Annotated in this window: 24 protein-coding genes; 1 reads left to right on the top strand and 23 read right to left on the bottom strand. The window is 34.9% G+C overall.

The features are described from left to right. Nucleotides 1-62: 62 nt before the first annotated feature. The 4 genes from LDP15_RS10175 to LDP15_RS10160 all read right to left on the bottom strand — a co-directional run bounded on the left by LDP15_RS10175 (nucleotide 63) and on the right by LDP15_RS10160 (nucleotide 4,177). Entirely contained in the window at nucleotides 63-2,294 is a 2,232-nt protein-coding gene (locus tag LDP15_RS10175) for a PBP1A family penicillin-binding protein (RefSeq protein ID WP_015427156.1), read from the bottom strand. A 308-nt stretch (nucleotides 2,295-2,602) separates the two neighbouring features. Then, nucleotides 2,603-3,238 (bottom strand): DUF421 domain-containing protein, encoded by a 636-nt coding sequence (locus LDP15_RS10170; protein ID WP_012898614.1) that lies wholly within the window; start codon nucleotides 3,236-3,238, stop codon nucleotides 2,603-2,605. A 16-nt stretch (nucleotides 3,239-3,254) separates the two neighbouring features. Next, on the bottom strand, nucleotides 3,255-3,686 hold the full coding sequence (locus tag LDP15_RS10165; RefSeq protein WP_010906308.1) for a DUF3290 domain-containing protein: 432 nt from the start codon (nucleotides 3,684-3,686) through the stop codon (nucleotides 3,255-3,257). A gap of 113 nt (nucleotides 3,687-3,799) precedes the next feature. Beyond that, entirely contained in the window at nucleotides 3,800-4,177 is a 378-nt protein-coding gene (locus LDP15_RS10160) for a pyridoxamine 5'-phosphate oxidase family protein (protein ID WP_003129983.1), read from the bottom strand. A 204-nt stretch (nucleotides 4,178-4,381) separates the two neighbouring features. Here LDP15_RS10160 and LDP15_RS10155 point away from each other — a divergent pair, with 204 nt between their 5' ends. After that, the gene (locus tag LDP15_RS10155; RefSeq protein ID WP_042230639.1) at nucleotides 4,382-5,248 is read left to right on the top strand and encodes an RluA family pseudouridine synthase; all 867 of its coding nucleotides are present in this window, start codon (nucleotides 4,382-4,384) and stop codon (nucleotides 5,246-5,248) included. 37 nt (nucleotides 5,249-5,285) lie between these two features. On the opposite strand, the gene LDP15_RS10150 is transcribed toward LDP15_RS10155, so the two are convergent. The 19 genes from LDP15_RS10150 to LDP15_RS10060 all read right to left on the bottom strand — a co-directional run bounded on the left by LDP15_RS10150 (nucleotide 5,286) and on the right by LDP15_RS10060 (nucleotide 25,284). Beyond that, nucleotides 5,286-6,095: a metal ABC transporter permease gene (locus LDP15_RS10150; protein WP_015427158.1), complete on the bottom strand. Its 810-nt coding sequence runs from the start codon at nucleotides 6,093-6,095 to the stop codon at nucleotides 5,286-5,288. After that, nucleotides 6,088-6,825, bottom strand: coding sequence for a metal ABC transporter ATP-binding protein (locus LDP15_RS10145; RefSeq protein WP_225513491.1), 738 nt, complete (start codon nucleotides 6,823-6,825; stop codon nucleotides 6,088-6,090). The genes LDP15_RS10150 and LDP15_RS10145 overlap by 8 nt, the downstream gene beginning before the upstream one ends. 176 nt (nucleotides 6,826-7,001) lie before the next feature. Further along, complete coding sequence (locus LDP15_RS10140; protein ID WP_015427160.1) at nucleotides 7,002-7,844, bottom strand: metal ABC transporter substrate-binding protein; 843 nt, start codon at nucleotides 7,842-7,844, stop codon at nucleotides 7,002-7,004. Continuing rightward, a complete protein-coding gene (locus LDP15_RS10135; protein WP_136122555.1) occupies nucleotides 7,841-8,278 on the bottom strand; it encodes a zinc-dependent MarR family transcriptional regulator in 438 nt (145 codons plus the stop codon). Before LDP15_RS10135 ends, LDP15_RS10140 begins: the two co-directional genes overlap by 4 nt. Before the next feature lie 81 nt (nucleotides 8,279-8,359). After that, the gene (gene comGG, locus LDP15_RS10130) at nucleotides 8,360-8,644 is read right to left on the bottom strand and encodes a competence type IV pilus minor pilin ComGG (protein WP_015427162.1); all 285 of its coding nucleotides are present in this window, start codon (nucleotides 8,642-8,644) and stop codon (nucleotides 8,360-8,362) included. A 38-nt stretch (nucleotides 8,645-8,682) separates the two neighbouring features. Further along, nucleotides 8,683-9,129 (bottom strand): competence type IV pilus minor pilin ComGF, encoded by a 447-nt coding sequence (gene comGF, locus LDP15_RS10125; protein ID WP_042230641.1) that lies wholly within the window; start codon nucleotides 9,127-9,129, stop codon nucleotides 8,683-8,685. Continuing rightward, a complete protein-coding gene (gene comGE, locus LDP15_RS10120) occupies nucleotides 9,092-9,388 on the bottom strand; it encodes a competence type IV pilus minor pilin ComGE (protein WP_015427164.1) in 297 nt (98 codons plus the stop codon). Before comGE ends, comGF begins: the two co-directional genes overlap by 38 nt. Further along, nucleotides 9,360-9,791 (bottom strand): competence type IV pilus minor pilin ComGD, encoded by a 432-nt coding sequence (gene comGD, locus LDP15_RS10115; protein ID WP_015427165.1) that lies wholly within the window; start codon nucleotides 9,789-9,791, stop codon nucleotides 9,360-9,362. Before comGD ends, comGE begins: the two co-directional genes overlap by 29 nt. After that, nucleotides 9,751-10,134 (bottom strand): competence type IV pilus major pilin ComGC, encoded by a 384-nt coding sequence (gene comGC / locus LDP15_RS10110; RefSeq protein ID WP_015427166.1) that lies wholly within the window; start codon nucleotides 10,132-10,134, stop codon nucleotides 9,751-9,753. Before comGC ends, comGD begins: the two co-directional genes overlap by 41 nt. Nucleotides 10,135-10,147: 13 nt before the next feature. Then, entirely contained in the window at nucleotides 10,148-11,221 is a 1,074-nt protein-coding gene (gene comGB / locus LDP15_RS10105; protein WP_080619357.1) for a competence type IV pilus assembly protein ComGB, read from the bottom strand. Beyond that, nucleotides 11,115-12,053 carry a competence type IV pilus ATPase ComGA gene (comGA, locus tag LDP15_RS10100; RefSeq protein ID WP_015427168.1) on the bottom strand — a complete coding sequence of 313 codons (939 nt, stop codon included), beginning with the start codon at nucleotides 12,051-12,053 and terminating at the stop codon, nucleotides 11,115-11,117. The genes comGB and comGA overlap by 107 nt, the downstream gene beginning before the upstream one ends. A 269-nt stretch (nucleotides 12,054-12,322) precedes the next feature. Then, nucleotides 12,323-13,084, bottom strand: a complete 762-nt coding sequence (locus LDP15_RS10095; protein WP_373442488.1) for a hypothetical protein — start codon at nucleotides 13,082-13,084, stop codon at nucleotides 12,323-12,325. 460 nt (nucleotides 13,085-13,544) lie between these two features. Beyond that, on the bottom strand, nucleotides 13,545-18,461 hold the full coding sequence (locus tag LDP15_RS10090; protein WP_015427169.1) for a PolC-type DNA polymerase III: 4,917 nt from the start codon (nucleotides 18,459-18,461) through the stop codon (nucleotides 13,545-13,547). A gap of 171 nt (nucleotides 18,462-18,632) precedes the next feature. Next, a complete protein-coding gene (locus tag LDP15_RS10085) occupies nucleotides 18,633-19,169 on the bottom strand; it encodes a hypothetical protein (RefSeq protein ID WP_015427170.1) in 537 nt (178 codons plus the stop codon). Between the two features lie 5 nt (nucleotides 19,170-19,174). Next, on the bottom strand, nucleotides 19,175-20,506 hold the full coding sequence (locus LDP15_RS10080; protein ID WP_225513489.1) for an FAD/NAD(P)-binding oxidoreductase: 1,332 nt from the start codon (nucleotides 20,504-20,506) through the stop codon (nucleotides 19,175-19,177). Nucleotides 20,507-20,521: 15 nt separating this feature from the next. After that, complete coding sequence (locus LDP15_RS10075) at nucleotides 20,522-22,372, bottom strand: proline--tRNA ligase (protein ID WP_015427172.1); 1,851 nt, start codon at nucleotides 22,370-22,372, stop codon at nucleotides 20,522-20,524. A 69-nt stretch (nucleotides 22,373-22,441) separates the two neighbouring features. After that, nucleotides 22,442-23,728 (bottom strand): RIP metalloprotease RseP, encoded by a 1,287-nt coding sequence (gene rseP / locus LDP15_RS10070; RefSeq protein ID WP_033900700.1) that lies wholly within the window; start codon nucleotides 23,726-23,728, stop codon nucleotides 22,442-22,444. Between the two features lie 18 nt (nucleotides 23,729-23,746). Beyond that, on the bottom strand, nucleotides 23,747-24,550 hold the full coding sequence (locus LDP15_RS10065; protein ID WP_003130590.1) for a phosphatidate cytidylyltransferase: 804 nt from the start codon (nucleotides 24,548-24,550) through the stop codon (nucleotides 23,747-23,749). Beyond that, a complete protein-coding gene (locus LDP15_RS10060; RefSeq protein ID WP_015427174.1) occupies nucleotides 24,550-25,284 on the bottom strand; it encodes an isoprenyl transferase in 735 nt (244 codons plus the stop codon). The genes LDP15_RS10065 and LDP15_RS10060 overlap by 1 nt, the downstream gene beginning before the upstream one ends. Between the last annotated feature and the right edge of the window lie 56 nt (nucleotides 25,285-25,340).

The following is a 25,340-nucleotide window of genomic DNA, read 5'->3' as shown; positions in this document are numbered from 1 at the left end:
TTGTCTTAAAACTACTACGCTTTACCTCTAATTCTACCATATTTCTACCTCTTTTTTCAGTTTTAGTTGCCAAAAATCCCTTTAACTTTATCCCAAGCATTTTTAGCTGCATCTCCAATATCTTTACCTACTTTTCCAAGGTCCAAACCACCAGAATCTGAAGACGATGAAGAGCTAGAACTAGAGCTTTCTGGTGTATTTCCAGTCGTGTGTGCTTCTGCTTGTTCTTGGTCCACAATATCATCTTGATATTGTCTTTGTTGAGTCCAATAAGGTTCTTGTGCGGCAACACCTGCTTCCGCATAAGGATTTTCAACTGTAAATGCCGTTCCTTTAGTATAAGGCAACATATAACTAGCTTCCTGACGGAAAATGACTGAGGTTTGGCCTTCTGATGAACCTGTCAGTTTATATTTCCCATCCGCATAACCAACCCAGAGAGCCATAACCACATCCGGTGTATAACCTACTACCCATTGGTCTTGGTCTTCATTGGTTCCTGTCTTACCAGCAAGTGTATAAGACTTAGGTGAAGCTTTCCAAGCAGAACCATTAGTATAAGTCCCCAGCATCATTTGAGTCATTTTGTCAGCTGTATCTTTACTAATAACCCGTTTTTTGGTTACCTTTGCTGTTTTTACAACTTGTCCTGCAGCATTTTCAATTTTAGTAATCAAATGCGCATCATTCATCACTCCACCATTTGCGAAAACTTGATAAGCCTGAGCAATTTGCCATGGATTCGTTTCAACTCCAGCTCCGAGTGCCGTCGGTAAAACATCATTTTTACTACTTAAATCTAAACCAAACTCACGCCCTAAAGCATTTCCGACTTTTGGTCCAATCGCTTGATATGTATTAATAGCTGGAATATTATATGAATTTGCTAAAGCAGTATACATTGGGATTTGTCCACGCCATTGATTATCAAAATCGGTTGGTTTCCAGCCATTATAATCTGCTGGTGAATCATCAACCGTTTTATCAATTGACCACCCCGCTTCAATTGCTGGAGCGTAAACAATAAGAGGTTTAATAACTGAACCAGGAGAACGTTTAGACATTGTAGCATAGTTATAATCAGTAAAGCTATTTGAACCTTCTGTATTAACATTTCCGACAAGAGCATTGACAGCTCCCGTTTTAGGGTCAATAGCAATCGAAGCAGATTGGGCATAAGTTCCATCAGATGCTTGTGGGAAGAAACTTGGGTCAGAATAAGTCTTTTGCAAGCCGGATTGCATATTTTGGTCCATGCCCGTATATATCTTGTAACCATTATTCATGATTTCTTGTAATGTCAGACCATACTTGCGTTCCGCTTCAGAAATTACAGCATTATAATAGCTTGGATATTTATATTGACTACTTTTAGATTGATAATTGTCTTGCAATTGAGCTTGTAAGTCAACTTTCATAAAAGTATCTGCCTGTGACTGCTCCAAATAGCCAGCATTAACCATATTTTGCAAAACTGTATTACGTCGGTCAGTCGCATATTTTCCTTTTTCGTAAAGAGGATTATAAATTTCTGGCCCTTTTAACATTCCCGCAAGACTTGCTGCTTCATCAACAGTTACTTCGCTTGCTGGAACACCAAAGTATTTCAAAGCTGCATCCTGAATTCCCCAAACACCATTACCAAAGTAAGAATTATTCAGATACATATCAAGAATCTCATCTTTACTATAATGTTTATTGATTTCAAGTGCCAAGAAAAACTCACGCGCTTTACGGTCAATCGTTTGTTCTTGAGTCAAATAAGCATTTTTGGCCAATTGCTGAGTGATTGTTGAACCACCACCAAAACGCCCAAGAGTAACGGCTGCTAGAGCAAAACGTTTCAAATTGACACCATGATTTTTATAGAAAGTTCTATCTTCAGTTGCCACAACAGCATTTGTAATGTTTTTGGAAATTTGGTCAATCTTGACCGGTGTTCCTTTTTGACCATAAAGATTTCCAGCTTCATTATTATCTTTGTCATAAATGACTGTTTGTGCCGAAATAGAACTTTGCAGTACTTTAACATTAGCTGTTTTAGCTAAGTAAAAAAGATATGAACCTGTCGAAACAATGGCTACTAAGACAAAAATAATTGTGATTTTTGTCAGATTATAACGTTTCCAGAACCGTTTAATTGGTTTCATGAATTTACCGAACTTCGTTTTAGCCGGTTTTTCTATTTCTTCTTCAAGCTTTTTTTGTTTTTTAGGGCGTAAATTAGGAATTTTTAAACTATTTTTTTTAGATTCCTTTTTATTACGCCGACTGAAATTATTATTTTCAGACATATATCGTTCCTCAGATGCTTTTTATTTCTTTACTTACTCAAATGAATACAGCAATACCTTATTTTAATACTTTTCTGCTTTTTTTGCCTTACATCTTTGTAAGGTATTTAGATTTCATTTTTTCAGTTCTGATTATTTTACCAAAAATCCCTTTGGCTTACAATGTAAGTTTGTAAAACGAAAGGGATTTATGTTTTATTATAAAGGTTTCTCTAGATTTTTCAATTGTTTCACTTCTAGCACCAAAATTCTATTTATAATTTAGCTAACTAACTCTAAATTAAAACAAGAGTATTCGCTTTCTAATATTATTTTGTATATCCGTAAAGTTTAAGTTCACCTGATAAGTATTCTCCTAAATATATTTCCTTAATTTGGTTATATCCTTGCAGATTAATTTGTTGTTCAAGCCAATTTTCATCTTTATCAATTAATTCGAGAACATCAAAATTAGCTTGTCCATCAACAATAATTGGATATTTAATATTTTCACCACCAAATTCAATCAATGTCAATTGACCATTTTGTTCTAAAATAGCTCTTTTAACATTATGTATCTCATAGATACCATTGGAACGTAATTTAAACATTAATTCATTAGCAGAGATTCCATTTCTGAGACATTCATTTACTCTCACTTTTCCATCTTGAATCAGAGTCAATGGTTTACCATCAACGATTAATTTTACATAGCGATTGTGCTCCTTTGCAAATTTTAAAATTAATACTAACAGTGTCCATATGATTAGAACCAAGACAAATTGTAAAACCGTAATAGAATCATTATAGATGACTCCACCAATAATTCCCCCTAAAACATAATTTTGAACTTGATCCATTGCTGATGAGGGGGCAAGATTACCTTTCCCCATTAAATTTATTTGAATAATTAAACAAATAATACCTAAAGCAAATTTTAGTATTATTGGGCTGTATAATTGCATTTTAACTCCTAATTTTTTATTTTTCGGGATTAATCAAGTAACTTTTAGTAAGGGTGTATGACTGTTGATCAGCACTAAGGTTAACTTTATAATAATCACCTTTTATCTTTACAATCACACCATCAGCTAATTGCGTGGAATTAACAAAAATATTATTTTTATTCGTTCTTTCGTTTTTAGCGACTCTTTCAATAAATCCAACCATCTGTGAAGATTGAGTATGCTTAGATTGATTAATTTGATAATTTGAATATTGTATACCAATCTCTAAAATAATAAATAATAATAAAATAATACTAAGATCTCTATATTTCGTTTTAATTCTATGCTTAATATATATAGCAAATACAATAACAAGAACTACAAGACTCCCAAAAATAAAGATATATCGAAGATAATCACTAAGTCCAGCTTGCGATTTTAAAAATTCAATATCATAAAATTTCATATTTTTCACCCCTTAATAACTATTATATTAAAAAAATGATTAATAAATCATTTTATAATTATTCAAACCTCATTTAATTTTATAAATAAACCTTCTAAGATGAAATATTATCTTTATAATAGTTGTTCTACTTCCACCGGAGTAAGTTCAAGAACTGCTCGCAAAAATGGATACTTTTCTTTCATCATTTCAAATTCTGGACCATTTGAAATAAGTTTTGCTTTAGCACTCACCCTAAAGCCAATCCCTTGATAGCCATTTTTACCTTCGACTTCTCTAACCCCAAGCATCAGATAAATTGTATCATTCACTTTAATATCTTCTTCTAAATAATGCATCCCTGCTGCTGGTGCCAATATTCGTTCATCACTGGTAAGCTGTAAATAAGAAATCCATGTTCCTGTAACATGAGGACTTTTCTCTGCTCCCCATGAAGTGAGGGAAACTGAACCTTCATATTTTAATGTTTCTTTAAATTTTTTTGTTAGCATTTTTTTCTCTTTCTATAATTCACTCATAATATTTATTATTTTTTACATTTTGAGTTATCTTTATTACGTATTTTTAAGAAGATACTTTGATTATAACAAACCTAGAGTTAATTGAAAAGTAATTCTCTTGATAATCCCGATGCTGTCACCCTTTCAGTTTCTTATATTTTTGGGCCAAATAAAAACTTATAGTATAATGTGAATATGGAATATAACTTCATTTTACCCGAAAATTTTATAGAACAGTCTGTCTCTGATTTACTCGAAAAAACTTGGTTCATTCCTCGTAAACAAAGACACTTTCTAAGAATGAAAAAACATTGCTTAGTCAATAACAAGCTTATTAACGAAAATCAGCTCGTCCATGCTGGAGATAAAATCACTCTTATTTTTGATAATGAGGATTTCTCTAATTTATCTCTAAAATTCGGTTCAGCAAATTTAGCTGACATCCTTTATGAAGACGAACATTTGATTGTTGTTAATAAACCTGAAGGAATGAAGACCCACGGAAATACGGCTGATGAATTAGCCTTACAAAATCATGTTGCAGCGGCAATCAATCAAGAAGTTTTTGTTGTCCATCGCCTGGACCAAGCAACATCTGGTGCTGTTTTATTTGCAAAAAATCAATTTGTTCTCCCTATTCTTGGTAAAATGTTTGAAGAAAATAAAATTCATCGTGAATACTTGGCACTAGTCAAAGGTCATTTCCCAGAAAATCAATTTACCATTGATCGGGCCATTGGTCAAAATCGCCATGATAAAAATAAACGAATCCTTTCTACAAAGGGTCAAAAAGCAGTGACTCATGTTGAGATTATCAAAAAATTTACTGACAAAACTCTTGTTAAATGTACCTTAGATACTGGAAGAACTCACCAAATACGTGTCCATTTATCTTCATTAAATCATCCTATCATTGGTGATGCTTTGTATGGTCAAAAATCACAGGAGAGAATGATGCTTCATGCTGATAAAATTATTATTCCTCATCCATTTGAAAATAATATTTTAGAAATTTCAGCAATTAGTACTAGCTTCCTTGACATTTTTAATAAAACAAAATAAAAAGAAGTGATTTTTACCACTTCTTTTTATTTATTTCTTAGGCTCGAATCAATCGTTTTAAACTTGAAGTTACCAAGAAAAGGACGATGAAAATTAAAGTAATTGCGGCAGATGCTGGAGCATCCATATAGTAAGAGGCAATCAAGCCAGCATTTAAACCAATAAAACTTACAATAACCGAGATAAACAACACAGCTTTAAAAGATTTGCCTAGACGCATCGCAATTGAAGCAGGTAAAACCATAATTGCCGAAACAAGTAAAGCCCCCGCTGCAGGAATCATCAAGGCAATAGCAACCCCCGTGACAATATTAAAAGCAATCGAAATCCATCGAACAGGAAGTCCATCAACAAAAGCTGTATCTTCATCAAAAGTCATCACGTAAAGCGGACGTAAAAAGAAAATAAATCCAAGTAAAACAACTGCTGCTAAAACAAAAAGCATAATCACTTGCGATAAGGAAATTGTGATAATTGAGCCAAATAAATATTGCTCCAAACTAACACTTGTTGCTCCTTTTGAGGAATTCAAAATCAAAAGGGCAATGGCAAGTCCTGCTGACATCAAAATGGCCGTCGCAATTTCCATATAGTTATGATAAATTGTTCTTAAATACTCTAGAAAAACAGCCGCAATTACAACTGTAATTAAAGTTGTAATCGTTGGATTCCAACTTAAGAGAACCCCAAAAGCGACACCGGCTAATGATACATGTGATAATGTATCTGACATTAAACTCTGTCTACGTAGTACAAGAAATACACCAAGCAAAGGAGAAAATATTGAAATAGCGGTTGCTGCTAAAAGAGCGTTTCGCATAAAATCATACTGAAATAATTCAAACATCAGCTTCCTCCTTTAATTCTTGTTGGTTTTCTTGAGCTACTCTATCGCGCTCTGTATGCAAATCAAAGCAAGCAAATTTCCCATTTTTATCTTTCAATAAATGGATATTTCGGTCAGCATAATCTTTCACTTCTTCCGGATCATGAGTGACCATTAAAACAGATTTTCCATGTTTATGAGCCGCATGGTGCATCAATTCATAAAAGTCACTACTTGATACATCATCCATTCCTGTTGTTGGCTCATCAAGAATAAATAAGTCAGGATCACTAGCAAACATTCTTGCAATAGCAATTCTTTGCTTTTGCCCTCCAGAAAGTTCACCAATTCGCTTATTTCTGTAGTCCCACATTCCTACTGAGTCAAGGGCTGCCTTAACGTGTTCTGAGTCGTGAGCTGTCATTTTTTTAAACCAACCTTGTCTCGGATAGCGTCCGCTCATAACAAATTCATGAACCGAACTTGGAAAACCAGCATTAAAACTTGCAACTTGCTGAGGAAGATAAGCAATTCTTAATTTTTCTCCTCGGTTATTTTTGGGAGAAATTTTTATTTTACCTTTTTTAGGTTTTAAAATTCCCAAAGTTGTTTTTATAAGAGTTGATTTGGCAGCACCATTCTCACCTGTTAATGTGACAAATTCACCGGAATCAACATGATAGCTGATATTTTCTAAAACTGGCTCTCTATCATAATAGAAAGTCAAGTTTTCAACATTGATATATCTCATTTTTTCTCTTTATATCTCTAATAGTAATTCTTATTTCGATGTTTTTCTTACTAATCTATTTTTATTTCAAAAACACGAAACTCCCGTTCATGAGAACGAGAGTTTCAAGGAGTTTTATGAAAAGATTTTTTGGAAGAAATTCATTATAAATCCTTCATCTTAATTTTTCCTTAAACTCACTTGATAGTTTTCTTTAAAGCAGTCAAATTATCTTGCATCAGTGTGAGATAATTGTCACCATTTTTTTTCTGCTCGTCAGATAATCCTTCAACAGTATTGATACCAATAAGGTTCGCCCCTACTGATTTTGCTAAAGTCTCAGCAATTTTACTGTTAGCATTTCCTTCAAAATAAACATTTTTTAGTCCTGCTTTTTCCATTTCAACTTTTAAATTAGCTAGCGTTGATGCTGAAGGTTCTACTTCTGGATCCAATCCAGCAATCGCAATTTCTTTCAAACCATAATCACGACTTAGATAAGCAAAAGCTTCATGTTGTGTAATAAATGTTTTTTGTTTAGCATCTTTCAAAGTATCAAATTCACTGTCTAGCTTCTTCAATTTAGCGACATAACTCGCTGCATTTTTTTCAAAAGTTGCTTTATCATCTGGGAATTTTTTCCCAAGCTCAGAGGCAATGGTATTAACTTCAATAATTGCTTGCTTTGGACTAATCCAAGTATGAGGGTCACCAGATATCTTATCAACATCCTTGCTGGCTTCGATTTTAATCCCTTTATTATTTACTTTTTTGGCCCATTTTTCAAGATCATTAGAATTGTAAACAATAGCTTCAGCATTTGTCATTGTCGCAACTTGCTTTGCACTTGGTTCAAATTCATGAACTTCCTGATTAGCAGGGACGATATTTTCGACATCGACTTTGTCACCAACAATTGCCTTCGTAAACTCATACATTGGCTCAAAAGTCGTGACAACTTCTGGCTTACTGGCTGATTTTTGACAACCTGCCAAGAGTAAAACTGCTGGAATAGCAAGTAACATCAATATCTTTTTCATTGAAATTCCTCCGTAAGTGCTGATAAGAATTTACTTATCACTTCTTGTTCTTCGTCAGTAAATTTGTTCCCTAATTCCTGGTAAGTACTCAGAGTTTTCTCGTGATGAGTAGCATGCTCCTTAGCAACCGGAACCGCTTTTTCAGTCAAGCTCCAAAGGACCACGCGTTCGTCATTTGTGGCTCGACTTGATTTAATTAGTTCTTGCCCTTGTAATTTCTTTAGAGCTTTAGTTACTGCTGCTGGAGAAATCTTTAGTTTTTCGGCAATTTTAGCATTTGTCGATATTTGTTCTGCCAAAAGCATTAAAATATGTTCTTGTGTGCTCGTTAGTTTCACATCACTTTCACACTTACCAAGTAATATTTCATGCTTATTTTCTGCAAATTGCATGATTGTCCCAAGAAACTGGTCGATTTGATTTGCTAAACTCATCGTATTTCGTCCTCCATAATTAGTTTACTGGTTAATTATATAGCAAAGAAAAAATAATGTCAACCAGTTAACGTTATTTTTTTAATTTTTTATTTGAAAGCTTGTGCCATCTTTTAGATGGATACTAAATTGATAGGTATTTTCATCACTTGAATGGTCAGTAATTTTTGAACTAGCTGACGAGTCTGTCAGTAAATTGTAGGACAAATCCCCTGAATCAAAATGAATTTGACCTTGAGATTTTAAATCAGTCTTTAAAGCTACTGACACCATTAATTCAGCTGTTAACTGCTCCTTTTCACTTCTTAATTGTCGAGCATCATCTATTTGCCTTTCCAAATAGAACTGAAGAAACATTGAAAACATCAATAATAAGACTAGCGTATATAGAAGTATTCCTCCTCTTACGTATCTTCTGGAAATTGATAGATAAATGTTCTTTCACCTCCTTGATTAAAATCAATTCTTATGGTTATTAAATTTTTAGTAGCTTGAATCTTAGCCGCTTTTATATCATAAAGCATTGGCTGATAACCCTGACCTTTGTCATCAGTCTTCCGGAAATCATCACTCATAAAACCAAACCTTAGTTTTTTATCTTTAGTTACATACAGAAAATTCTGTTCTACCCTATCTAATTTTGTTCCTGAGAGTTCAAAACGCATTTGCTGACAGAAAATTTGCCAATCTTTTATGCTATCACTTTGACTAATCTCCACTTGTTCTTTCAACATCTTTGTTAAACCTGAGATAACAAGGACTGAACCAGAAATTGCAAGAAGTGCCACCAAACACTCCAACAAGGTAAATGCTTTAACTTTGAAGTTCAAGTCGCATAATTTCCTTTCCATGATTACTAATAATCAGTAAATTTTGGTTTTCTTTTATCTTTATATCTGAACCGTTGATTGATAATTCTGTTAAGTGACTTTCAATCGCCATTTGTGCCACGTTTAAAGCTTCAATCTTTTGATTTTCTTCCGTATCTTTTTGTCTTACTTGCACAAGAGAACTTAAGATAAAGCTGACTAGAAAAGCGAGTAGAGCTATACTAATTAAACTTTCCAAAAGCAAATATGCCTTAACTGATTTTCTTTTTAAATTTTCCACTGCCTATCTCCAATTGATAAGTGATGAACTTTTTTTCGTAAGGTAAAAAAATTGTGAGTTTTTGTAAGCTAGAATTCTCTCCCTTATCATCAAATTTAACTGTAAAATCTTTAACTGCTACCTCCTTTGGAATTGTGATACTTCTATCTTCACAGATTAATTCTTGATTTTTAGCAACTAAACTTTCAGATTTTTGAAGCAGTGCAGCCTCTTCTTGACTCCTTTTATAGAAATTTTCAAATTGAAGAACAAACAATTCTCCCTTAAAAAGATGGACTGTTTGTATTATTTCTGAAGAAAAAAGAGTTGTGATAAAAGAAATAATCAACAAAACTAGAAGAGACTCTAGTAAAGTAAATGCTCTAGTCATTAAAATTTCGTTCTTCATTTTTATTCTGATCATAGTAATTATCGTAAGCAGAAATTTGTTTTTGAGTAATCATCCCAGCGCTGAGCAATTCTGACAGAGTCGGCTTCTCATCATCATGATCTAATTCATAAAGTTGGGCTTGATTTTCTACTACTTTCACAACTGCCGCTTCTCCAGTTTTTTGAACTTGTGATTTTTCTTTAATTAAATTTGGAACAAATAGTAATATCAAAATACTAATAATAGCTAGTACAATTAACATCTCTATCAAAGTAAAAGCTTTTAGCTCTTTCTGACGGTATTTTTTTTCACAAATTTTAACGAATAAAAATATTTTTTGTATTTTCTTTAAAATAAACTTCTTTGTTCTTTCCATTTTTTCATCCTTTCTATATTCCCGAACCCATATTTGAATAGATGGGGAGTAACATGGCTGCATATAGCAAAATAATCATCAATGCTACAAAAATAAAAACAAGAGGTTGGATTAATTGCATTAAACGATCTATCTTTGTAAAAAATTGTTCCCAACATTCATCCGCATAAAGCGAAAGCTCTAAGCCTAATTTATCTTTAATAGCTCCATATTCAATCATTAATGAGAGCTCGGGTAAAAAAAGCGCAAGTTTACTGACAGCTTGTTCAAAAGACCGACCAGCATTCAATTCTAAATCAAGATTCTTGCCAACTTCTGAAAAAATTCGACTTTTTTGTTTTTTCATCAAGTTAATAATTTGACGTAATTCGACACCTTGAGCAATTAGATTTCCCCATTCTCTTGCAAAGTAAGCTGTTAAATATAAACGGATAAAAGAATGAACCAGAGGTAATTTAACAAGAAATGTAAAATTCATTATTGCTGATTTTCGTTTAAAAAGAGTTACTGACAAAGCTGTCAGTAAAAATATAAAAGCTCCAAACGAAAAAAATACTAAGGGTAAATGATTAATCAATAGAGTAGCAAAGTTACTGCCACTATTGAGTTGTGGTAGTAAATAATTTTTTAAGCCCCACATAATTCCAACCAGAAAAATTAATAACAATATTGGATAAGTAGCAACTTCCACTAATTTATTTTTAACTTTAAGCTGTTTTTTTAGATGAAGTTCAACCAATTGCATCGTCCCTGACAAGTTACCATGCACTTCTACCAAAGCAAGTTGTGTCACCACATTTTTAGAAAATGAAAGACTTTCTAAAAGCTCTGATAAAGCTTGACCAGAAGCGAGACCTTCTTTCATTTTCAATGTAAATTCTTTTTCCACAAGTTTTGATAAAGATAAGAAATTTATCACTTCTCCTAAATTAAATCCACTATTCAAAAGATTTCCCATCAGTTGGATAAGTTTGGCTTGTTTAATCAGTCTTAATTTTTTCCCTCTTGGCTTCAGTAGGTGTGAGATATCCATTTGTAAGTAGCTGATCAATTTTTTTATTCCAATTTTCTGATGACCAAGACTCAAATTCGTTTTTGGCAATGTCTAATACTCCTTTCCCAGCTATTAAACGCTGATAAACAACACTTGATAAAGCATTTTTTATTTCCCAATGACTTAAACCCAGCTCTGATAATCTCTGAATGACACCTCTAACAGAAGCGGCATGAACGGTTGAAAACACTGTATAACCTGTCAAACTAGCCCGTAAAACTGCTTGAGCGGTCAATTTATCACGAATTTCACCAACGATTAACAAATCTGGGCGATGCCTCAGTGATAATTTAATTAATTCATCATAACTATTACCAATGACTTCGTTGACTTGTAACTGAATAAAATCGGAATCAATCAACTCAACGGGTTCTTCAATAGTGATAACTTGTAAATCTGTAAAATGACGACGAGCTAAATCAAACATTAAAGATGTTTTGCCCGAGCCTACTGGACCGGCAAAGAGATGCAATCCTCTTTTACAATCATAATTCTCTAGCTCTTCATCAAACCAAAAATCAAGTTCTTTGTTTTGATCATGCAAGAGACGTATTACTAAGGATTCATTACCCTCGAAATCCCCCACTGTTGAAAGACGCAAACGTTTTGCATTACTTTCCTCTATTTCATACCAACAAGCTCCCAATTGAACTCGTCTGCGTTCTCCTGTATTCATCCCAGCTAGAAACTTAAAGTGAGTAAGTAGTGCTAAGCCAACTTCTAACCCAATTTCTTCTATCAGAACACGCGCTGTCATTTGTCGAAAATAAAGTTTATACTTTTCTTTTGAAGCAATCAGATAAATATCTGATGCACCTCTATCAATTGCTCTTTGAATTAATTCTTTTGCCATTTTTGGTATCATACTAGACTATACGCAAATAATCAGTTAATGTAACAAAAAAGCCGAAAATCTTTCGACTTTTATTTCTTAGGATTATCATAATTCAACCTTTAACCTCTTATTAAAATCAAATGTTTTATACCTTTTTCCGATACCAAACCGACCTCAACTCCCTCTTTTATCCTTTTTTAAACGAATAAACATTACGAGACCTATAATCAACAGTATCAGTGTCAAAAGCAATAAGAAAGATGAAACACCTATTATTTTTATTAAATTATTTATCATCCTTATTTATCTTTATTTTTATTATCTAAAATGATTCTACTAATTGCACTAAAAATCACAACTCCGAGAAGCACTTTGATTATGATGCTGGCAATAGGATTTAAGTGAAAAAATATTTGCAAAATAACCGCTACGACTACCATAGAAGTCATTATAATTTTGTAGCCATTTATTTTCATTGCCATTGTACCCCATACTACTGCTCTAGACCCCATAAGTGGTGCAAACTGTGGTGATGAATTAAAGACAACACCACCTGGTATAAATCTACCTACAGTTAGTCCAAGAACTCCTAAAGCTGCTTGTGCAGCTCTAACAGGAACATAAACCCCAGCAATAACCAAGCCTGCTCCCACAGCCAATTGGACATCTGACCTATTCAGCCCTATTCTAAATCCATACCAGTAAACGTGCAGGTAAGTTGAACCATAATGATAGCTCGATGTAGTCGTTAAATCGTTTTGTTGAGAAGCCCGTTGAGCATCTGTGATACTATTAGCCACAACAACAGAATTTCCAACTTGGACAGTATGAGATTTTGGAGATTTTTGCACGATTTGTTTCAACTGAGAATTAGATTGTGCAACTAATGTATTGAGTGTCCCTAATTCAATATTTGTTGCATTTACTGGTAATAATTTTTGATTAATCACAAATTGACCAGTTTTTGAATCTAAAACAATATCATTATTAAAGCGATTAATAAAGGTTTGACAAATCTGACCAGTAGCTGTTACCGGCTTAGCCGGTTGACTTACAGCCATCAAATCAATATCGCCAGAATAACTTATTCTTTGACTTATATTCTTTGACTTATATTCTTTGCTTCAACTTTTTGCGATGAAATATTATTGTGTATAGATTGGCCAAGTCCAAAACCTCCACCCGCACAAGTAGAATTGCTAGACTTGAAAGGATCAGATTTTTTTAAAATTTGACATAATTTTGCTCTCCTTTTTGAAATGCGATGCAAGTCAGTAGAGAGTTTGCATCGCTGTTATAGCGAAGTTTTTTCTTCCAAGATTTTTAATCCTCCTTATATCATTCTGAGTGAGCGACACTCATGATTCATGAATCATTTCTTGTTTTCTAAACTGATTATATCAAATCAAAATACCCAAAAAGGCCTTTTCCGAAATCTCGGAAAAAATTTTTTTATTTTTATTAATAATAAAAAAAAGGAGGCTTAAAGCCTCCTTTTCTCTATTTTTAATATTAGATTTATCAAAAGAAATCATCAAATAGACTTAATTGATTATCATCAGGCATTCCTTCAAGAACACCCATATTGGTCATGTTTTCAATAATTGTTTGTGAAACACCACCACGCTTACGAAGTTCCATTTTACTTAAAAATTCACCTTCAGCACGCGCTGCAACGATTTGTTTTGCTACGTTTTCACCTAATCCGTCCATTGTTACAAATGGCGGAATTAAAGTATCACCATCAATAACAAACTCAGTAGCCTCTGAGCGATAAAGGTCAATTTTACCAAAAGTAAAACCACGCTCTAACATTTCATTACAAAGCTCTAAAGTCGTATAAAGGTTAGTTTCAACATTTGTTGCATCAAAACCTTTATCTTTAATTTCTTTCATTTTGGCTTTGACTGCTTCAAGACCTGCTCCCATTACCCCAATATCAAAGGCAGTTGCTCTAATAGAGAACCATGCACAATAATACAATATTGGATGATGAACTTTGAAATAAGCTACCCGTAAAGCCATCATAATATAGGCTGCCGCATGGGCTTTAGGGAACATGTATTTAATCTTTGAACAAGACTCAATGTACCATTCAGGAACATCATGTTCTCGCATAGCTTCTACATATTTTTCACGTTCTTCGGCGGGAATTTTATTCCACATTCCCTTACGCACCCGTTCCATAATTGTAAAAGCAAGACCGTTTTCTAGCCCCTTATGAATAAGATAAACCATGATATCATCCCGACAGCCAATAACGCTTGATAAGTCGGCAATCCCTGAACGAATTAAATCTTGAGCATTTCCTGACCAAACGTCCGTCCCGTGTGAAAGTCCAGAAATTTGGAGTAGATCTGCGAAGTTTTTAGGTTTGGCTTCGGCAATCATGTTCATCGAGGTGAAAGTTCCCATTTCAGGGATTCCCAAAGTTCCTAATTTTACCCCTAACTGTTCTTCGGTCAAGCCCAAAGATTCTGTCCCAGTGAAAAGCTTCATCACTCCTGGGTCATCCATTGGAATATCTTGAGGAACAATACCAGAGAGACTTTGTAATTTTCGAATCATCGTGGGGTCATCATGTCCAAGGATGTCAAGTTTTAAGATATTGTCATGAATCGCATGGAAGTCAAAGTGAGTCGTTTGCCATTCGGCATTAACATCATCGGCCGGAAATTGAACAGGAGAAAAATCATAAACATCCATATAATTTGGAATAACGATAATCCCACCTGGGTGCTGTCCTGTTGTTCGTTTAACACCAGTTGAGCCAGCAGCTAAGCGGTCAATTTCTGCATTTCCATAAAATTGATCATAATCACGTTCATATCCTTTGACAAAACCAAAGGCTGTTTTTTCAGCAACCGTACCAATTGTTCCTGCTCGAAAGGCATAATCTTCACCAAAGATATCTCGAACGTCCAAGTGAGCAAGGGGTTGATCATCCCCAGAGAAGTTCAAATCGATATCGGGAACTTTGTCTCCCTTGAAACCTAAGAAAGTTTCAAAAGGAATATCATGCCCATCTTTGATGAGTTTATGATCACATTTAGGGCAATTTTTATCTGGCATGTCATAACCAGAACCGAAAGATCCATCATCATAGCATTCAAAATATTGACATTCTGGGCAACGATAATGTGGAGCCAAAGGATTTACTTCGGTAATCCCAATCATTGTCGCAACAAGTGATGAACCAACAGAACCCCGTGAACCAACGATATAGCCTCGGTCATTAGAACGTTTTACAAGTTCTTGTGAAATAATATAAACAACTGAGAAACCATTTCCTAAAATCGATCGAAGTTCTTTTTCAAGTCGTGCGTCAATAATATCTGGCAATGGATTACCATACCACTCATGTGCTTTTTCATAAGTTAAGCGAACAATCCGTTCTTCGGAGGTCTCTCCTCCATCAAAAACCATCTTAGGTGTATATAAATCATCCCGAACTGGAGTCAATACATCAAATTCATCGGCCAATTTTTGCGTATTGTCAATGACAATTTCACGCGCGGTCTTCTCATCAAGAAAACTAAAGGCTTCAAGCATTTCATCAGTTGTTCTAAAATGAGCTTCGGGTAATGGAAGAGGTTTGGCATGTTCCCCATGTCCTTGAGTCCAGTTAATTTCAGCTCCAAGACCAAGTGAGCGAACAATAATTTCTCGATAAATAGCATCTTCTGGGTTCAAATAATGTAAATTACCTGTGGCCAGAACTGGCTTGCCTAAAGTCTTACCAATTTTTATCAAATCTTTAAGCGTTTGTTCCAATTCTTTTTCTGATTTGAAAGAACCACCAACAACAAGTGAACGATAAAGAGCTGGTGGAAATACTTCGATAAAATCATAAAACTTGGCGATTTCAAGCGTTTCTTCAAATGTTTTATTGATTGCTGCATCAAAAACTTCACCAATTTCGCAGGCCGAACCGACCAACAATCCTTCGCGGTTGGCTTCTAAAACCGAACGTGGAACCCGAGGAAGACCAGCATAATATTTAACATTCCCAAAACTAACAATTTTAAAGAGATTTTTTAAACCTTCTTGTGTCTTAGCATATAAAGTCACGTGTTTTGGACGAACTTTTTTATAAGAATCTTCACTGACCAATTTGTCATTAAGTTCTAAAAGACTTGTCCATCCTGTATTTCTAGTACGCAATTCTTCCAAAAATACAAAGAGCAAACGTCCGGTTGCTTCCGCATCAAAGTTGGCCATATGGTGATGTTCAAGTCCGATTTGGAATTTCTTAGTCAATTGACCCAAACCAAAACGTTTCATTTCTGGGTAGAGATTACGGGCAAATTCAAGGGTATCAACCACTGGTTGCGTGATAATCGGAAGACCATTTCGTGAATAATTCATATTCATGAAGCCCACGTCAAATGTTGCATTGTGGGCAACAAGAATTGTTCCTTCACAAAACTTTTGGAATTTTGTTAGAACTTCATATAATGGTTTGGCATTTTTGACATGGTCATCTGTAATTCCGGTTAATTCTGTTGTAAATTCGCTCAAACGATATCCTGGATTGATAAATTCATCAAATTCATCAATTGGATTTCCTTTGTGCATTTTTGTTGCCGCAATCTGAATCAAATCATTATGAACTGCTGAAAGTCCTGTTGTTTCTACGTCGAATACAACATAAGTTGATTCATACATATCAACGTCAGTTTCATTGTAAACAATCGGAATTTTATCTTCAACAAGATTGGCTTCGACGCCATAGATAATCTTGATGCCATTCTTCTTTCCAGCCGAGTGAGCCTCAGGGAAAGATTGCAAACCACCATGGTCAGTAATTGCAATAGCTTTATGTCCCCATTTAGCAGCCTGAGCAACCAAACTAGAAGCAGAAGGAATGGCATCCATTTGACTCATATTAGTATGCGCGTGAAATTCAACACGTTTTTCATCTGATTTGTCTTCACGAACATTTTGTGTCGGAATTTCAATCAAATCGGTCAATTGTAGGACTAAATCATTTTTGAAATTGTCCCGTTGAACATTCCCGCGGACGCGACACCATAGTCCCGCTTTAATTTGTTTGGCTAGCTGAATTTCTTCTTCGCCACGTAGCCATTTCTGAACATAAAAACTTGAAGTGTAATCAGTCATCTCAAATTCAAGAAGGTAACTAATATTTCCTGTTTTACGTGATTTAATTTCACGGAGTTCGCCTTTAAAGACATATCCTTCAAAAACAACTGGTCCGTTAGTCGAAAATTCACTGACAGAACGCATCGGAGTGACGGGTTCATTATTTTTGATTTCGCGACCTAATTGAATTTTATCTGATTTTACAGCTTTGATTTGAAGAGCAACACGGTCAATGGTTGGTTTAGGTTTAATTTCCACAACCGCATTAGCGGTCATCACCAAATCATCTTTGTATTTGTCATGTTCAATATTTCCTTGTACACGCAACCAAAGAGCATCAGATAAGCTGTCAGTAAAATTATCTTCTCCATCAGTACGGTCAGCTATAATTTTTTCATTCATAGCTTTGACAGTATTGACAATTTGATCAAATTGGGCAATTTCTTCATCCTTACGCCCCCATTTTGAAATCATAAAAGTTGAAGTTTCATCAGCCATTTTTAATTCTAAAATATGGTTGACTTTGCCTGATTCTTTTCCCGTAAACTCACGGTGTGCGGCTTCAAAAACAAGCCCCTCAAAAATAACGCCAAAACCTTCTCCAGCAATAAAAGACATGCTGGTAATTGGACTTTGTCCGCTGATTTTTCGGCCAAAGAAAATACCGTCAGAAAGTGCTGTTTCCACAAATTCTGGTTTTGCTTCTCTGGTATTTTTGCTTTCCCGTTCTTCTGAACGTTGTTTTTTGATTTCAGAAATTTGGGCTTGTTCTGCAGTTTGAGCCGCCAAGCGAGCCGCAACTTTTTCAGCGTGAGCAGCTGCTTGCGTTTCTGTCAGCTCCTGGTCAACTAGAGGGGTTATTCTTAATTCTCCAAAACCGAAAGACTTAAATTTTTCCTCTAGAATTGGAAAATATTTTTCCACAAAAAAATCCATTTGCGGATTATCTTCCACCATTAAGTGAATTTTTTCTTCTTCCTTTTCAAGATGATATTTCTTAAAAATACTTGAAAAAGCAGAATCGCATAATTCTGGAAGTGTAAGTGCAAATTGATAATAATCATTAAGATTTTGCTCATCAATATTTTGATTTCGACTGCTGACAGAAATTTCTGTACGAGCAATTGTCGAAAAAGCAGTTTCCGTCAGTTCTGTCAGTAATTTATATGTATCAATTGGTAAAATCTCATCAAAAATTAACTGAAAGTGCCAGAGCTTACTTGCCGTGTGCACTTCAACATTTTCAATATCAGCATGCTCAAATTGGCTAGAACGACGCAAATTTGGTGGCATTTTGATTTGTTCCATCAATTTTTCAAACAGATTTTCCATGTTTTTTGACCCTTTATCTTATTTTTTCTATCCTTAGCAAATAGAATTTCATTTCTCATTATAGCATAAAAAAATGTTGCTTTTCATACTTTTTTAAGAATAAAATAACTGACAAAACTGTCAGTTATTTTATTTTAAAATTAATAGTTACTGACAGAGCTGTCAGTAAAACTATTTACCAGTTGAGCGATTTTCTTCATCCATTTCCCAAAAATAGAGTGCTTCTTCTACTGTCTGTGCTTCGCCACGTTTCATATAGCGAATCATATGACTGACAGCTTCTATTGTTTTAAATTGTGTGGGAATTCGTCGAAAATGATTTAATTCTGTCTGAATTTTTTCTTCATCTTCTTTAAGTTTGTTCAAATCAGCATTTAAAGATTTCATTTTTAGAGAACTTTCACCCTCTAAAGCTAATTTTTCTTTAAATTTTTTGGAATCATATCTGAACAAAAGACAAAAAATGAATAAATAGACAACTGAAATCACCAACAAAAGAACTAATGACAACTTTAAAAATATTCCTACTCCTAAAATAATAAGAAGAACTGCTAATTTTAAAATCAATGATAGAGTTTGATGAGTATGAATTTTTTGCTTATCAGAGTGTTCAGCAAAAGATTCAATGCTTTGTTGAACTTTCTGCAAATCCTCAAGTAAGTGAAGCACTTTTTGACAATAAACTATCTCTTTATTAGTCGTTTCCACACAATCTACCTTTCATTCTCCCTTACTAGTCGAGCTAATATGCGATTGAGACCACGAGGATCTTTGTAACCATGTTCAAAATAAAAGTCTGTGAACTCAATATCCTCAATTTTTAATTCTTGTTGAATAGCAAGTGAGAAAATATTGACGTACTCTGCCATATCGCTCGTTTTTCCAATACATTGTAAACCAAGAATTTGATGAGTACGTCTCTCATAAATCATCCAAATATTACTTGGTGAATGTCCGTCTAAGTGTTCATTTAGTAAATGAACCGCATCTGCATCATAACCAGCATCAACTGCCTGTCTTATTGTAATCCCAGTCATAGCCATCACTAAATTATTCATTGGAACATGATAAGTTCCCTGACTACTATTAATTTTTTTGCGAGGAGCAAGTAAATTAATCGCCGCAATTTCACCATCGCGAACAGCATCCGAAGCATGTGGCAGATAATAGCTTTTTTCCAACAAATTAACATAAGTCGTTGAAACATCTCCGACAGCAAAAACATCTGGACAAGAGGTTTGCATGTATTCATCAACAATAACCGCTCCGCTATCTCCTAACTCAACTTGTTGATTCAGAAGATAAGAATTAGGCCGAAAACCAATCGTAAAGATTACTCCATCAACAGGAATTTTCTGACCATTTGCTGTTTGAATGATTGTATTTTCTTCGTCAAACCCAATTTCTGTCACTTCTGTATTTAATAGAAGACGCGTTCCCTCTGCATTCATCCAACTTTCCAATAAATGACTTGCTGGTTCATCAAGATAATCGTTTAAAAGATTTTTATTGCGATGAATGAGTGTTGTCTGAATTCCTCTTTCTTGGGCAATCCGAGCAACTTCAACTCCGGTCATTCCACCACCAATTACTGCAATATTTTTGGCTGTTTTCAGAAATTCATCTGTTTTTATTGCATCATCCATACTTTTTAAAAAGTAAAGTTTGCTTTTTTTATCAAAAGGAACAGAGGTCATTGCCGGATAAGAACCCGTAGCAAAAATCAATTTATCATAGAGAGCGAGTTTCTTCTTTTTGGAATTGACTCTCCGATAAAATAGCCGTTTATTTTTGGTATCAATCTCTTCAACCACCGTTTCCATTTGCATGTTTAAACCAGCAGCTTTTAGTTCTTCTACCGAAGAATAACTAGATTGATTAAGGACAGATTTTTGACCCGCCAGATAAGAAATAATTCCTTGAGAAACAAAAGAAACCTGATTACGCTTATCATAAAGTGTAATTTCGGCTTCTGGGTATTCTTCAAGCGCCCGTAATCCAGCACAAATTCCGGCGTGGGAGCTTCCAACAATAACAATTTTCATAGTAAATCTCTTTTATTATTTACTTAAAATTTCAATGGTATTGACAAGTTCATCTTTATTAATTTCAACAACTTCACCTGTCGCACGAATTTTAACTTCAACAACACCCTCAGCAGCTTTTTTACCGATTGTCACACGAACTGGCAAACCAATCAAATCGCTGTCAGCAAATTTAACACCTGCACGTTCATTGCGGTCATCTACTAAGACTTGATAACCTTTGCCACGCAATTTTTCTTCAAGTTCAGAAGTCAATTCCATTGCTGCTTCATCTTTAACATTAACTGGAACAAGGTGAATATCAAATGGTGCTAATTCTTTAGGGAAATTAATTGACCAGCTAAATTTAAATTCTTCTCTTGGCGTTTTTTCAACATAGATACGAGCAAATTGTTCCAAAATAGCTGAAAGCAAACGACTTACACCGATTCCGTAACAACCCATGAGCATTGGAATTGAACGACCATTCGCATCAAGAATATTGGCATTCATCGCTTCTGTATAGCGAGTTCCTAATTTAAAGATATGTCCAATTTCGATACCACGCGCAAATTTCAAAGTTCCACGGCCATCTGGTGAAATTTCACCTTCATTAACTGTACGTAAATCAACAAACTCTTCAACTTCAAAATCACGGCCAAAGTTAGCATTTTTATAATGGAAACCATCAACGTTAGCTCCAACTACAGCATTTTTAATTTGTTCAACTTTGCGGTCAGCAATAATCTTGACATTTTCAAGTCCGATTGGTCCAAGTGAACCAAAATGCGCTCCAAATTTTTCTTCAACTTCTGCTTCACTGGCAGCTTCAATAAATGATGCTCCAAGATAATTGGTCAATTTGACTTCGTTGAGTTGGTCATTACCATTTAACAAAATAACCACTAATTCATCATCTGCGTGATAAACCAATGTTTTAACTGTTTGTTCTTCATCAATTTCAAGGAATTTTGAAACTTCATCAATTGTTTTAGCACTTGGTGTTGCTACTTTTTCAAGTTCAAGTTCTTCAGTATAAGCTACATTTGGTTCAAATTGACTGCTGGCCATTTCAATATTTGCCGCATAATCGCCACCTTCAGCGTAGACAATCGTATCTTCACCGGCAATCAACCATTTGCCAAGTTCTTCTTTGATTTCTGAAAGGACAGATTCTGGAATTTCTTCGATTGATGTAATATTTTTACTCAAAACGAGCCATTTTTCAAGATTGATTCTATCATCTGTAATAGCAATAAATTCTTGGCTATCTTTACCACCCATTGCACCAGCATCAGCAATAATTGGTTTAAAATTTAAGCCAGCACGTTCAAAGATTTTTTCGTAGGCTTTTTTGTAATCATTATAAGTCTCGTCCAATGAATCTTGGTCAGCATGGTAGCTATAACCATCTTTCATCAAGAACTCACGACCGCGCAATAGTCCATAACGTGGACGTTTTTCATCACGGAATTTTGGAGCAATTTGGTAAACATTAAGTGGTAATTTTTTATAAGAAGTAATTTCATCACGGACAAGAGAAGTCATTGTTTCTTCATGTGTTGGTCCTAAAATAAAATCAGAATTATCACGGTTTTTTAATTTATATAAATCCTCACCATATGTGTCATAACGGCCAGATTCACGCCAAAGGTCAGCTGTCAAAAGACTTGGAGCAAGAAGTTCTACTGCACCAATTTCGTCAAACTCTTCACGCATGATATTTTTCAACTTTTCAAGTACGCGGTTTGCTAATGGCAAGTAAGCATAAATTCCTGCTGAAACTTGACGAACATATCCTGCGCGCATAAGTAAAGCATGGCTGATAACCTGGGCATCAGAAGGCATTTCCCGAAGGGTTGGTATAAGCATTTTTGATTGTTTCATAATTTTAAAATTTCCTTTATGAGTTTGGTTCAGCTTCTTTCCTTTTGAAATAGAAGACGAATAGATATATTAATTTACAAAGGCTCGGAGAATATCATTCCATGTTACTGCTACAAAGAGCACAAGCATGAAGACAACTCCTACCATTGTGATGATTGATTCCTTTTCTTGTGAGAGTGCTTTGCCACGAATTGCTTCAATAATATTTAGGACAATTTTTCCACCATCAAGTACTGGAATAGGAAAAAGATTGACAATCCCTAAATTAATTGAAAGCATAGCTAAAAGATTAATAATCGTCGGCAAACCTGCTCTCGCGGCTTGGCCACTGAGTTGATAAATAGCAACTGGACCACCAAGTTTATCAAGACTCGGTCGTGCAATCAAACTTCCTAAAGCTTTAAAGATTGCTGTAGCTGATTGGCCTGCTTGAACAAAGCCACCTGTAATCTTATCAAAGAAACCTGTTTTCATTGATTGCATAATGCCAACACGGTAACTTCCGTCCATTTTTTTAGGTGTAACTGATAAGGTTTCCGATTTGCCTGAACGGCTAACTTCAAGTTTTAATTCTTTTCCTTTAGAACCTGAAATTTCAGTAACAACATTGTTCCAATCTGCCGTTTTAGTTCCATTGACTGCTTCAATTTTATCACCAGCTTTTAAGCCTGCATTGTAAGCGGGTGTTCCTTTTTCAACTTGGCCAATAGCATTAGTAGTTGAAGGAACGCCTCCTTGCACAAAGGTTAGAACGATAAAAGCGATGATTCCTAAAATAAAGTTATTCAAAGGACCACCGAAGTTTGTCAACATTTTATGAAAGACACCGGCTGATTGATATTGAACATCGAGTGGTGCAATCCGAACTTCTGTTCCATCTTCTTCAATGATTGTTGCATCATGATCAACAGAATAACGTTTGATTTCCCCAAAAACTTCTCCTTCAATGAAAAGTTCTTTTTCAAAATCATATTCAGTAATCAACATCGGAATTGCTTCTTCTAATTCAACATGTTCTGACAGATTAATTCTTCTGACGATATTACTGACAGAATTTTCAGCTTCTGGATTTACTACTTCAGATTTACTGACAACAAGACTTGCAGCTTGTCCTTTTTTGATTTCAGTCTTGTCATCACCCCAACCAGCCAAACGAACATAGCCACCGAGTGGAAGAATTCTTATCGTGTAAAGTGTCCCATCTTTTGCTTGGTGAGCAAAAATTTTCGGGCCCATCCCAACGGCATATTCACGCACTAAAATTCCTGAACGTTTTGCCCACCAAAGATGGCCATATTCATGGATAGCGACAATAATACCAAAGATAATAATAAAAGTAATCAGTGTTTCTATCAATCGACTTCCTCCTTAAAATTAGAATAGTCCAAGTAGATGCATAATCGGGAAAACAAAAATTAAATTGTCAAAGCGGTCAAGAATTCCACCATGACCTGGTAAAATTTTACCTGAATCTTTTACGCCAAAATGACGTTTAATACTTGATTCCACAAGGTCACCAATCTGACCAACCACTGAAAAGATAATTGTAAAGATAACAAGTTTCACAAAGCCAATTTGCGGCAATTCCTTAGTAAATAAGAAATACATGACTAAGGCAACAACAACGGCTGAAACAATTCCTCCAACTGAACCGACCACTGTTTTATTTGGTGAAACAGATGGCAAAAGTTTTTGTGGAAAGCGGTCTTTAAGCGAGCGGCCAAAAGCATAGGCCCCGATATCTGTCGCCCAAACGATAAATAGAGCTAAAAAGACAATATAAACACTTGTTTGACGTGCTGTCAGTAAATTTTGAAAACCAATCCCTACATAGAAAGCCGAAAGAAAAGGAAAACCAACATCAACAAAAGAATATTTCCCGTTTGAAAGGACCATTCCTGTTAACATCATGAATAAAAAGAGTGTAAAGAGCATCACTCCCCCGTCAGCATTTAGACCTAACCAATGTTTACCGACTGGCAAAGCAAGTGACAAAGCAGCTAAAGTCGCTAAAATTCCTTCAAATGAAAAAACTTGTAATTTATACATTCTAAATAGCTCTTGCATTGCAATAATAACAAGCAAAGCAACTAAAATTTGAAAGTAAGCTCCTCCAAGAAGCAAGAGGGCTAAAAAGATTCCTCCCGCAACCACTCCTGTGATAATTCGTTGCATCATTATTTGACTCCTCCATATCTGCGGTCACGCTTTTGAAAAGCAGAAATAGCTTTGTCCAATTCTTTATCATCGAAATCTGGCCAAGCAGTTTGCGCAAAATATAATTCACTATAAGCTGACTGCCAAGTCAAGAAATTAGACATTCTTTGTTCACCAGATGTTCTGATAATCAAGTCTGGATCCCGAAGATTTTCAGGCAAAACAGCAGTTTGTAGATGTTTTGACAACTCTTCTTCTGTCAGTAAACTTAAATCCTGACCACTTTTAGCAAGCTCTTGAATGGCTAAAATAATATCACGACGGCCACCATAATTCATTGCAAAATTCAAAATCATTCCGTCATTTTCAGAAGTTTCTTGAGCCGCACGGTCAATTGAATCTAACGTTGCTTTTGGCAAACCTTCGCGTTCACCAATCATCCGAATCTGTATATTTTCTTCTTTTAAAACTGGAACATATTTGCTATAAAAATCGATAGGTAAACTCATGATGAATTTCACTTCATCAACTGGTCTTGTCCAATTTTCTGTGGAAAAAGCATAAACAGTCATCACTTTTATGCCACGTCTCGCACCATGAACAGCAACATCTTTTAACGAATCCATTCCTGCTTTGTGTCCAAAGATTCGTGGTTTCCCTTTCTGCTTAGCCCATCGTCCATTACCATCCATGATAATTCCGATATGCTCTGGAAGTAATTTTTCTTGCTCTTTATTTTTTAAGTTATTAAACATAGTACCTCACATGAGAATTTTATGCAAAAAATATTTATCATAAATTCACCATTATG

The sequence above is a fragment of the Lactococcus sp. SK2-659 genome (assembly GCF_020218185.2).
GTDB classification, from domain to species: Bacteria; Bacillota; Bacilli; order Lactobacillales; family Streptococcaceae; genus Lactococcus; species Lactococcus lactis.
This window is presented reverse-complemented; position numbering and strand designations above follow the sequence as displayed.

What these genes read in the sequence shown, in the direction of transcription:
- LDP15_RS10175 (WP_015427156.1), bottom strand. Translation starts at nt 2,294, where the DNA reads ATGTCTGAAAATAATAATTTCAGTCGGCGTAATAAAAAGGAATCTAAA.
- LDP15_RS10170 (WP_012898614.1), bottom strand. Translation starts at nt 3,238, where the DNA reads ATGCAATTATACAGCCCAATAATACTAAAATTTGCTTTAGGTATTATT.
- LDP15_RS10165 (WP_010906308.1), bottom strand. Translation starts at nt 3,686, where the DNA reads ATGAAATTTTATGATATTGAATTTTTAAAATCGCAAGCTGGACTTAGT.
- LDP15_RS10160 (WP_003129983.1), bottom strand. Translation starts at nt 4,177, where the DNA reads ATGCTAACAAAAAAATTTAAAGAAACATTAAAATATGAAGGTTCAGTT.
- LDP15_RS10155 (WP_042230639.1), top strand. Translation starts at nt 4,382, where the DNA reads ATGGAATATAACTTCATTTTACCCGAAAATTTTATAGAACAGTCTGTC.
- LDP15_RS10150 (WP_015427158.1), bottom strand. Translation starts at nt 6,095, where the DNA reads ATGTTTGAATTATTTCAGTATGATTTTATGCGAAACGCTCTTTTAGCA.
- LDP15_RS10145 (WP_225513491.1), bottom strand. Translation starts at nt 6,825, where the DNA reads ATGAGATATATCAATGTTGAAAACTTGACTTTCTATTATGATAGAGAG.
- LDP15_RS10140 (WP_015427160.1), bottom strand. Translation starts at nt 7,844, where the DNA reads ATGAAAAAGATATTGATGTTACTTGCTATTCCAGCAGTTTTACTCTTG.
- LDP15_RS10135 (WP_136122555.1), bottom strand. Translation starts at nt 8,278, where the DNA reads ATGAGTTTAGCAAATCAAATCGACCAGTTTCTTGGGACAATCATGCAA.
- comGG (WP_015427162.1), bottom strand. Translation starts at nt 8,644, where the DNA reads ATGTTTTCAATGTTTCTTCAGTTCTATTTGGAAAGGCAAATAGATGAT.
- comGF (WP_042230641.1), bottom strand. Translation starts at nt 9,129, where the DNA reads ATGGAAAGGAAATTATGCGACTTGAACTTCAAAGTTAAAGCATTTACC.
- comGD (WP_015427165.1), bottom strand. Translation starts at nt 9,791, where the DNA reads ATGATCAGAATAAAAATGAAGAACGAAATTTTAATGACTAGAGCATTT.
- comGC (WP_015427166.1), bottom strand. Translation starts at nt 10,134, where the DNA reads ATGGAAAGAACAAAGAAGTTTATTTTAAAGAAAATACAAAAAATATTT.
- comGA (WP_015427168.1), bottom strand. Translation starts at nt 12,053, where the DNA reads ATGATACCAAAAATGGCAAAAGAATTAATTCAAAGAGCAATTGATAGA.
- LDP15_RS10095 (WP_373442488.1), bottom strand. Translation starts at nt 13,084, where the DNA reads ATGGCTGTAAGTCAACCGGCTAAGCCGGTAACAGCTACTGGTCAGATT.
- LDP15_RS10090 (WP_015427169.1), bottom strand. Translation starts at nt 18,461, where the DNA reads ATGGAAAATCTGTTTGAAAAATTGATGGAACAAATCAAAATGCCACCA.
- LDP15_RS10080 (WP_225513489.1), bottom strand. Translation starts at nt 20,506, where the DNA reads ATGAAAATTGTTATTGTTGGAAGCTCCCACGCCGGAATTTGTGCTGGA.
- LDP15_RS10075 (WP_015427172.1), bottom strand. Translation starts at nt 22,372, where the DNA reads ATGAAACAATCAAAAATGCTTATACCAACCCTTCGGGAAATGCCTTCT.
- LDP15_RS10065 (WP_003130590.1), bottom strand. Translation starts at nt 24,550, where the DNA reads ATGATGCAACGAATTATCACAGGAGTGGTTGCGGGAGGAATCTTTTTA.
- LDP15_RS10060 (WP_015427174.1), bottom strand. Translation starts at nt 25,284, where the DNA reads ATGTTTAATAACTTAAAAAATAAAGAGCAAGAAAAATTACTTCCAGAG.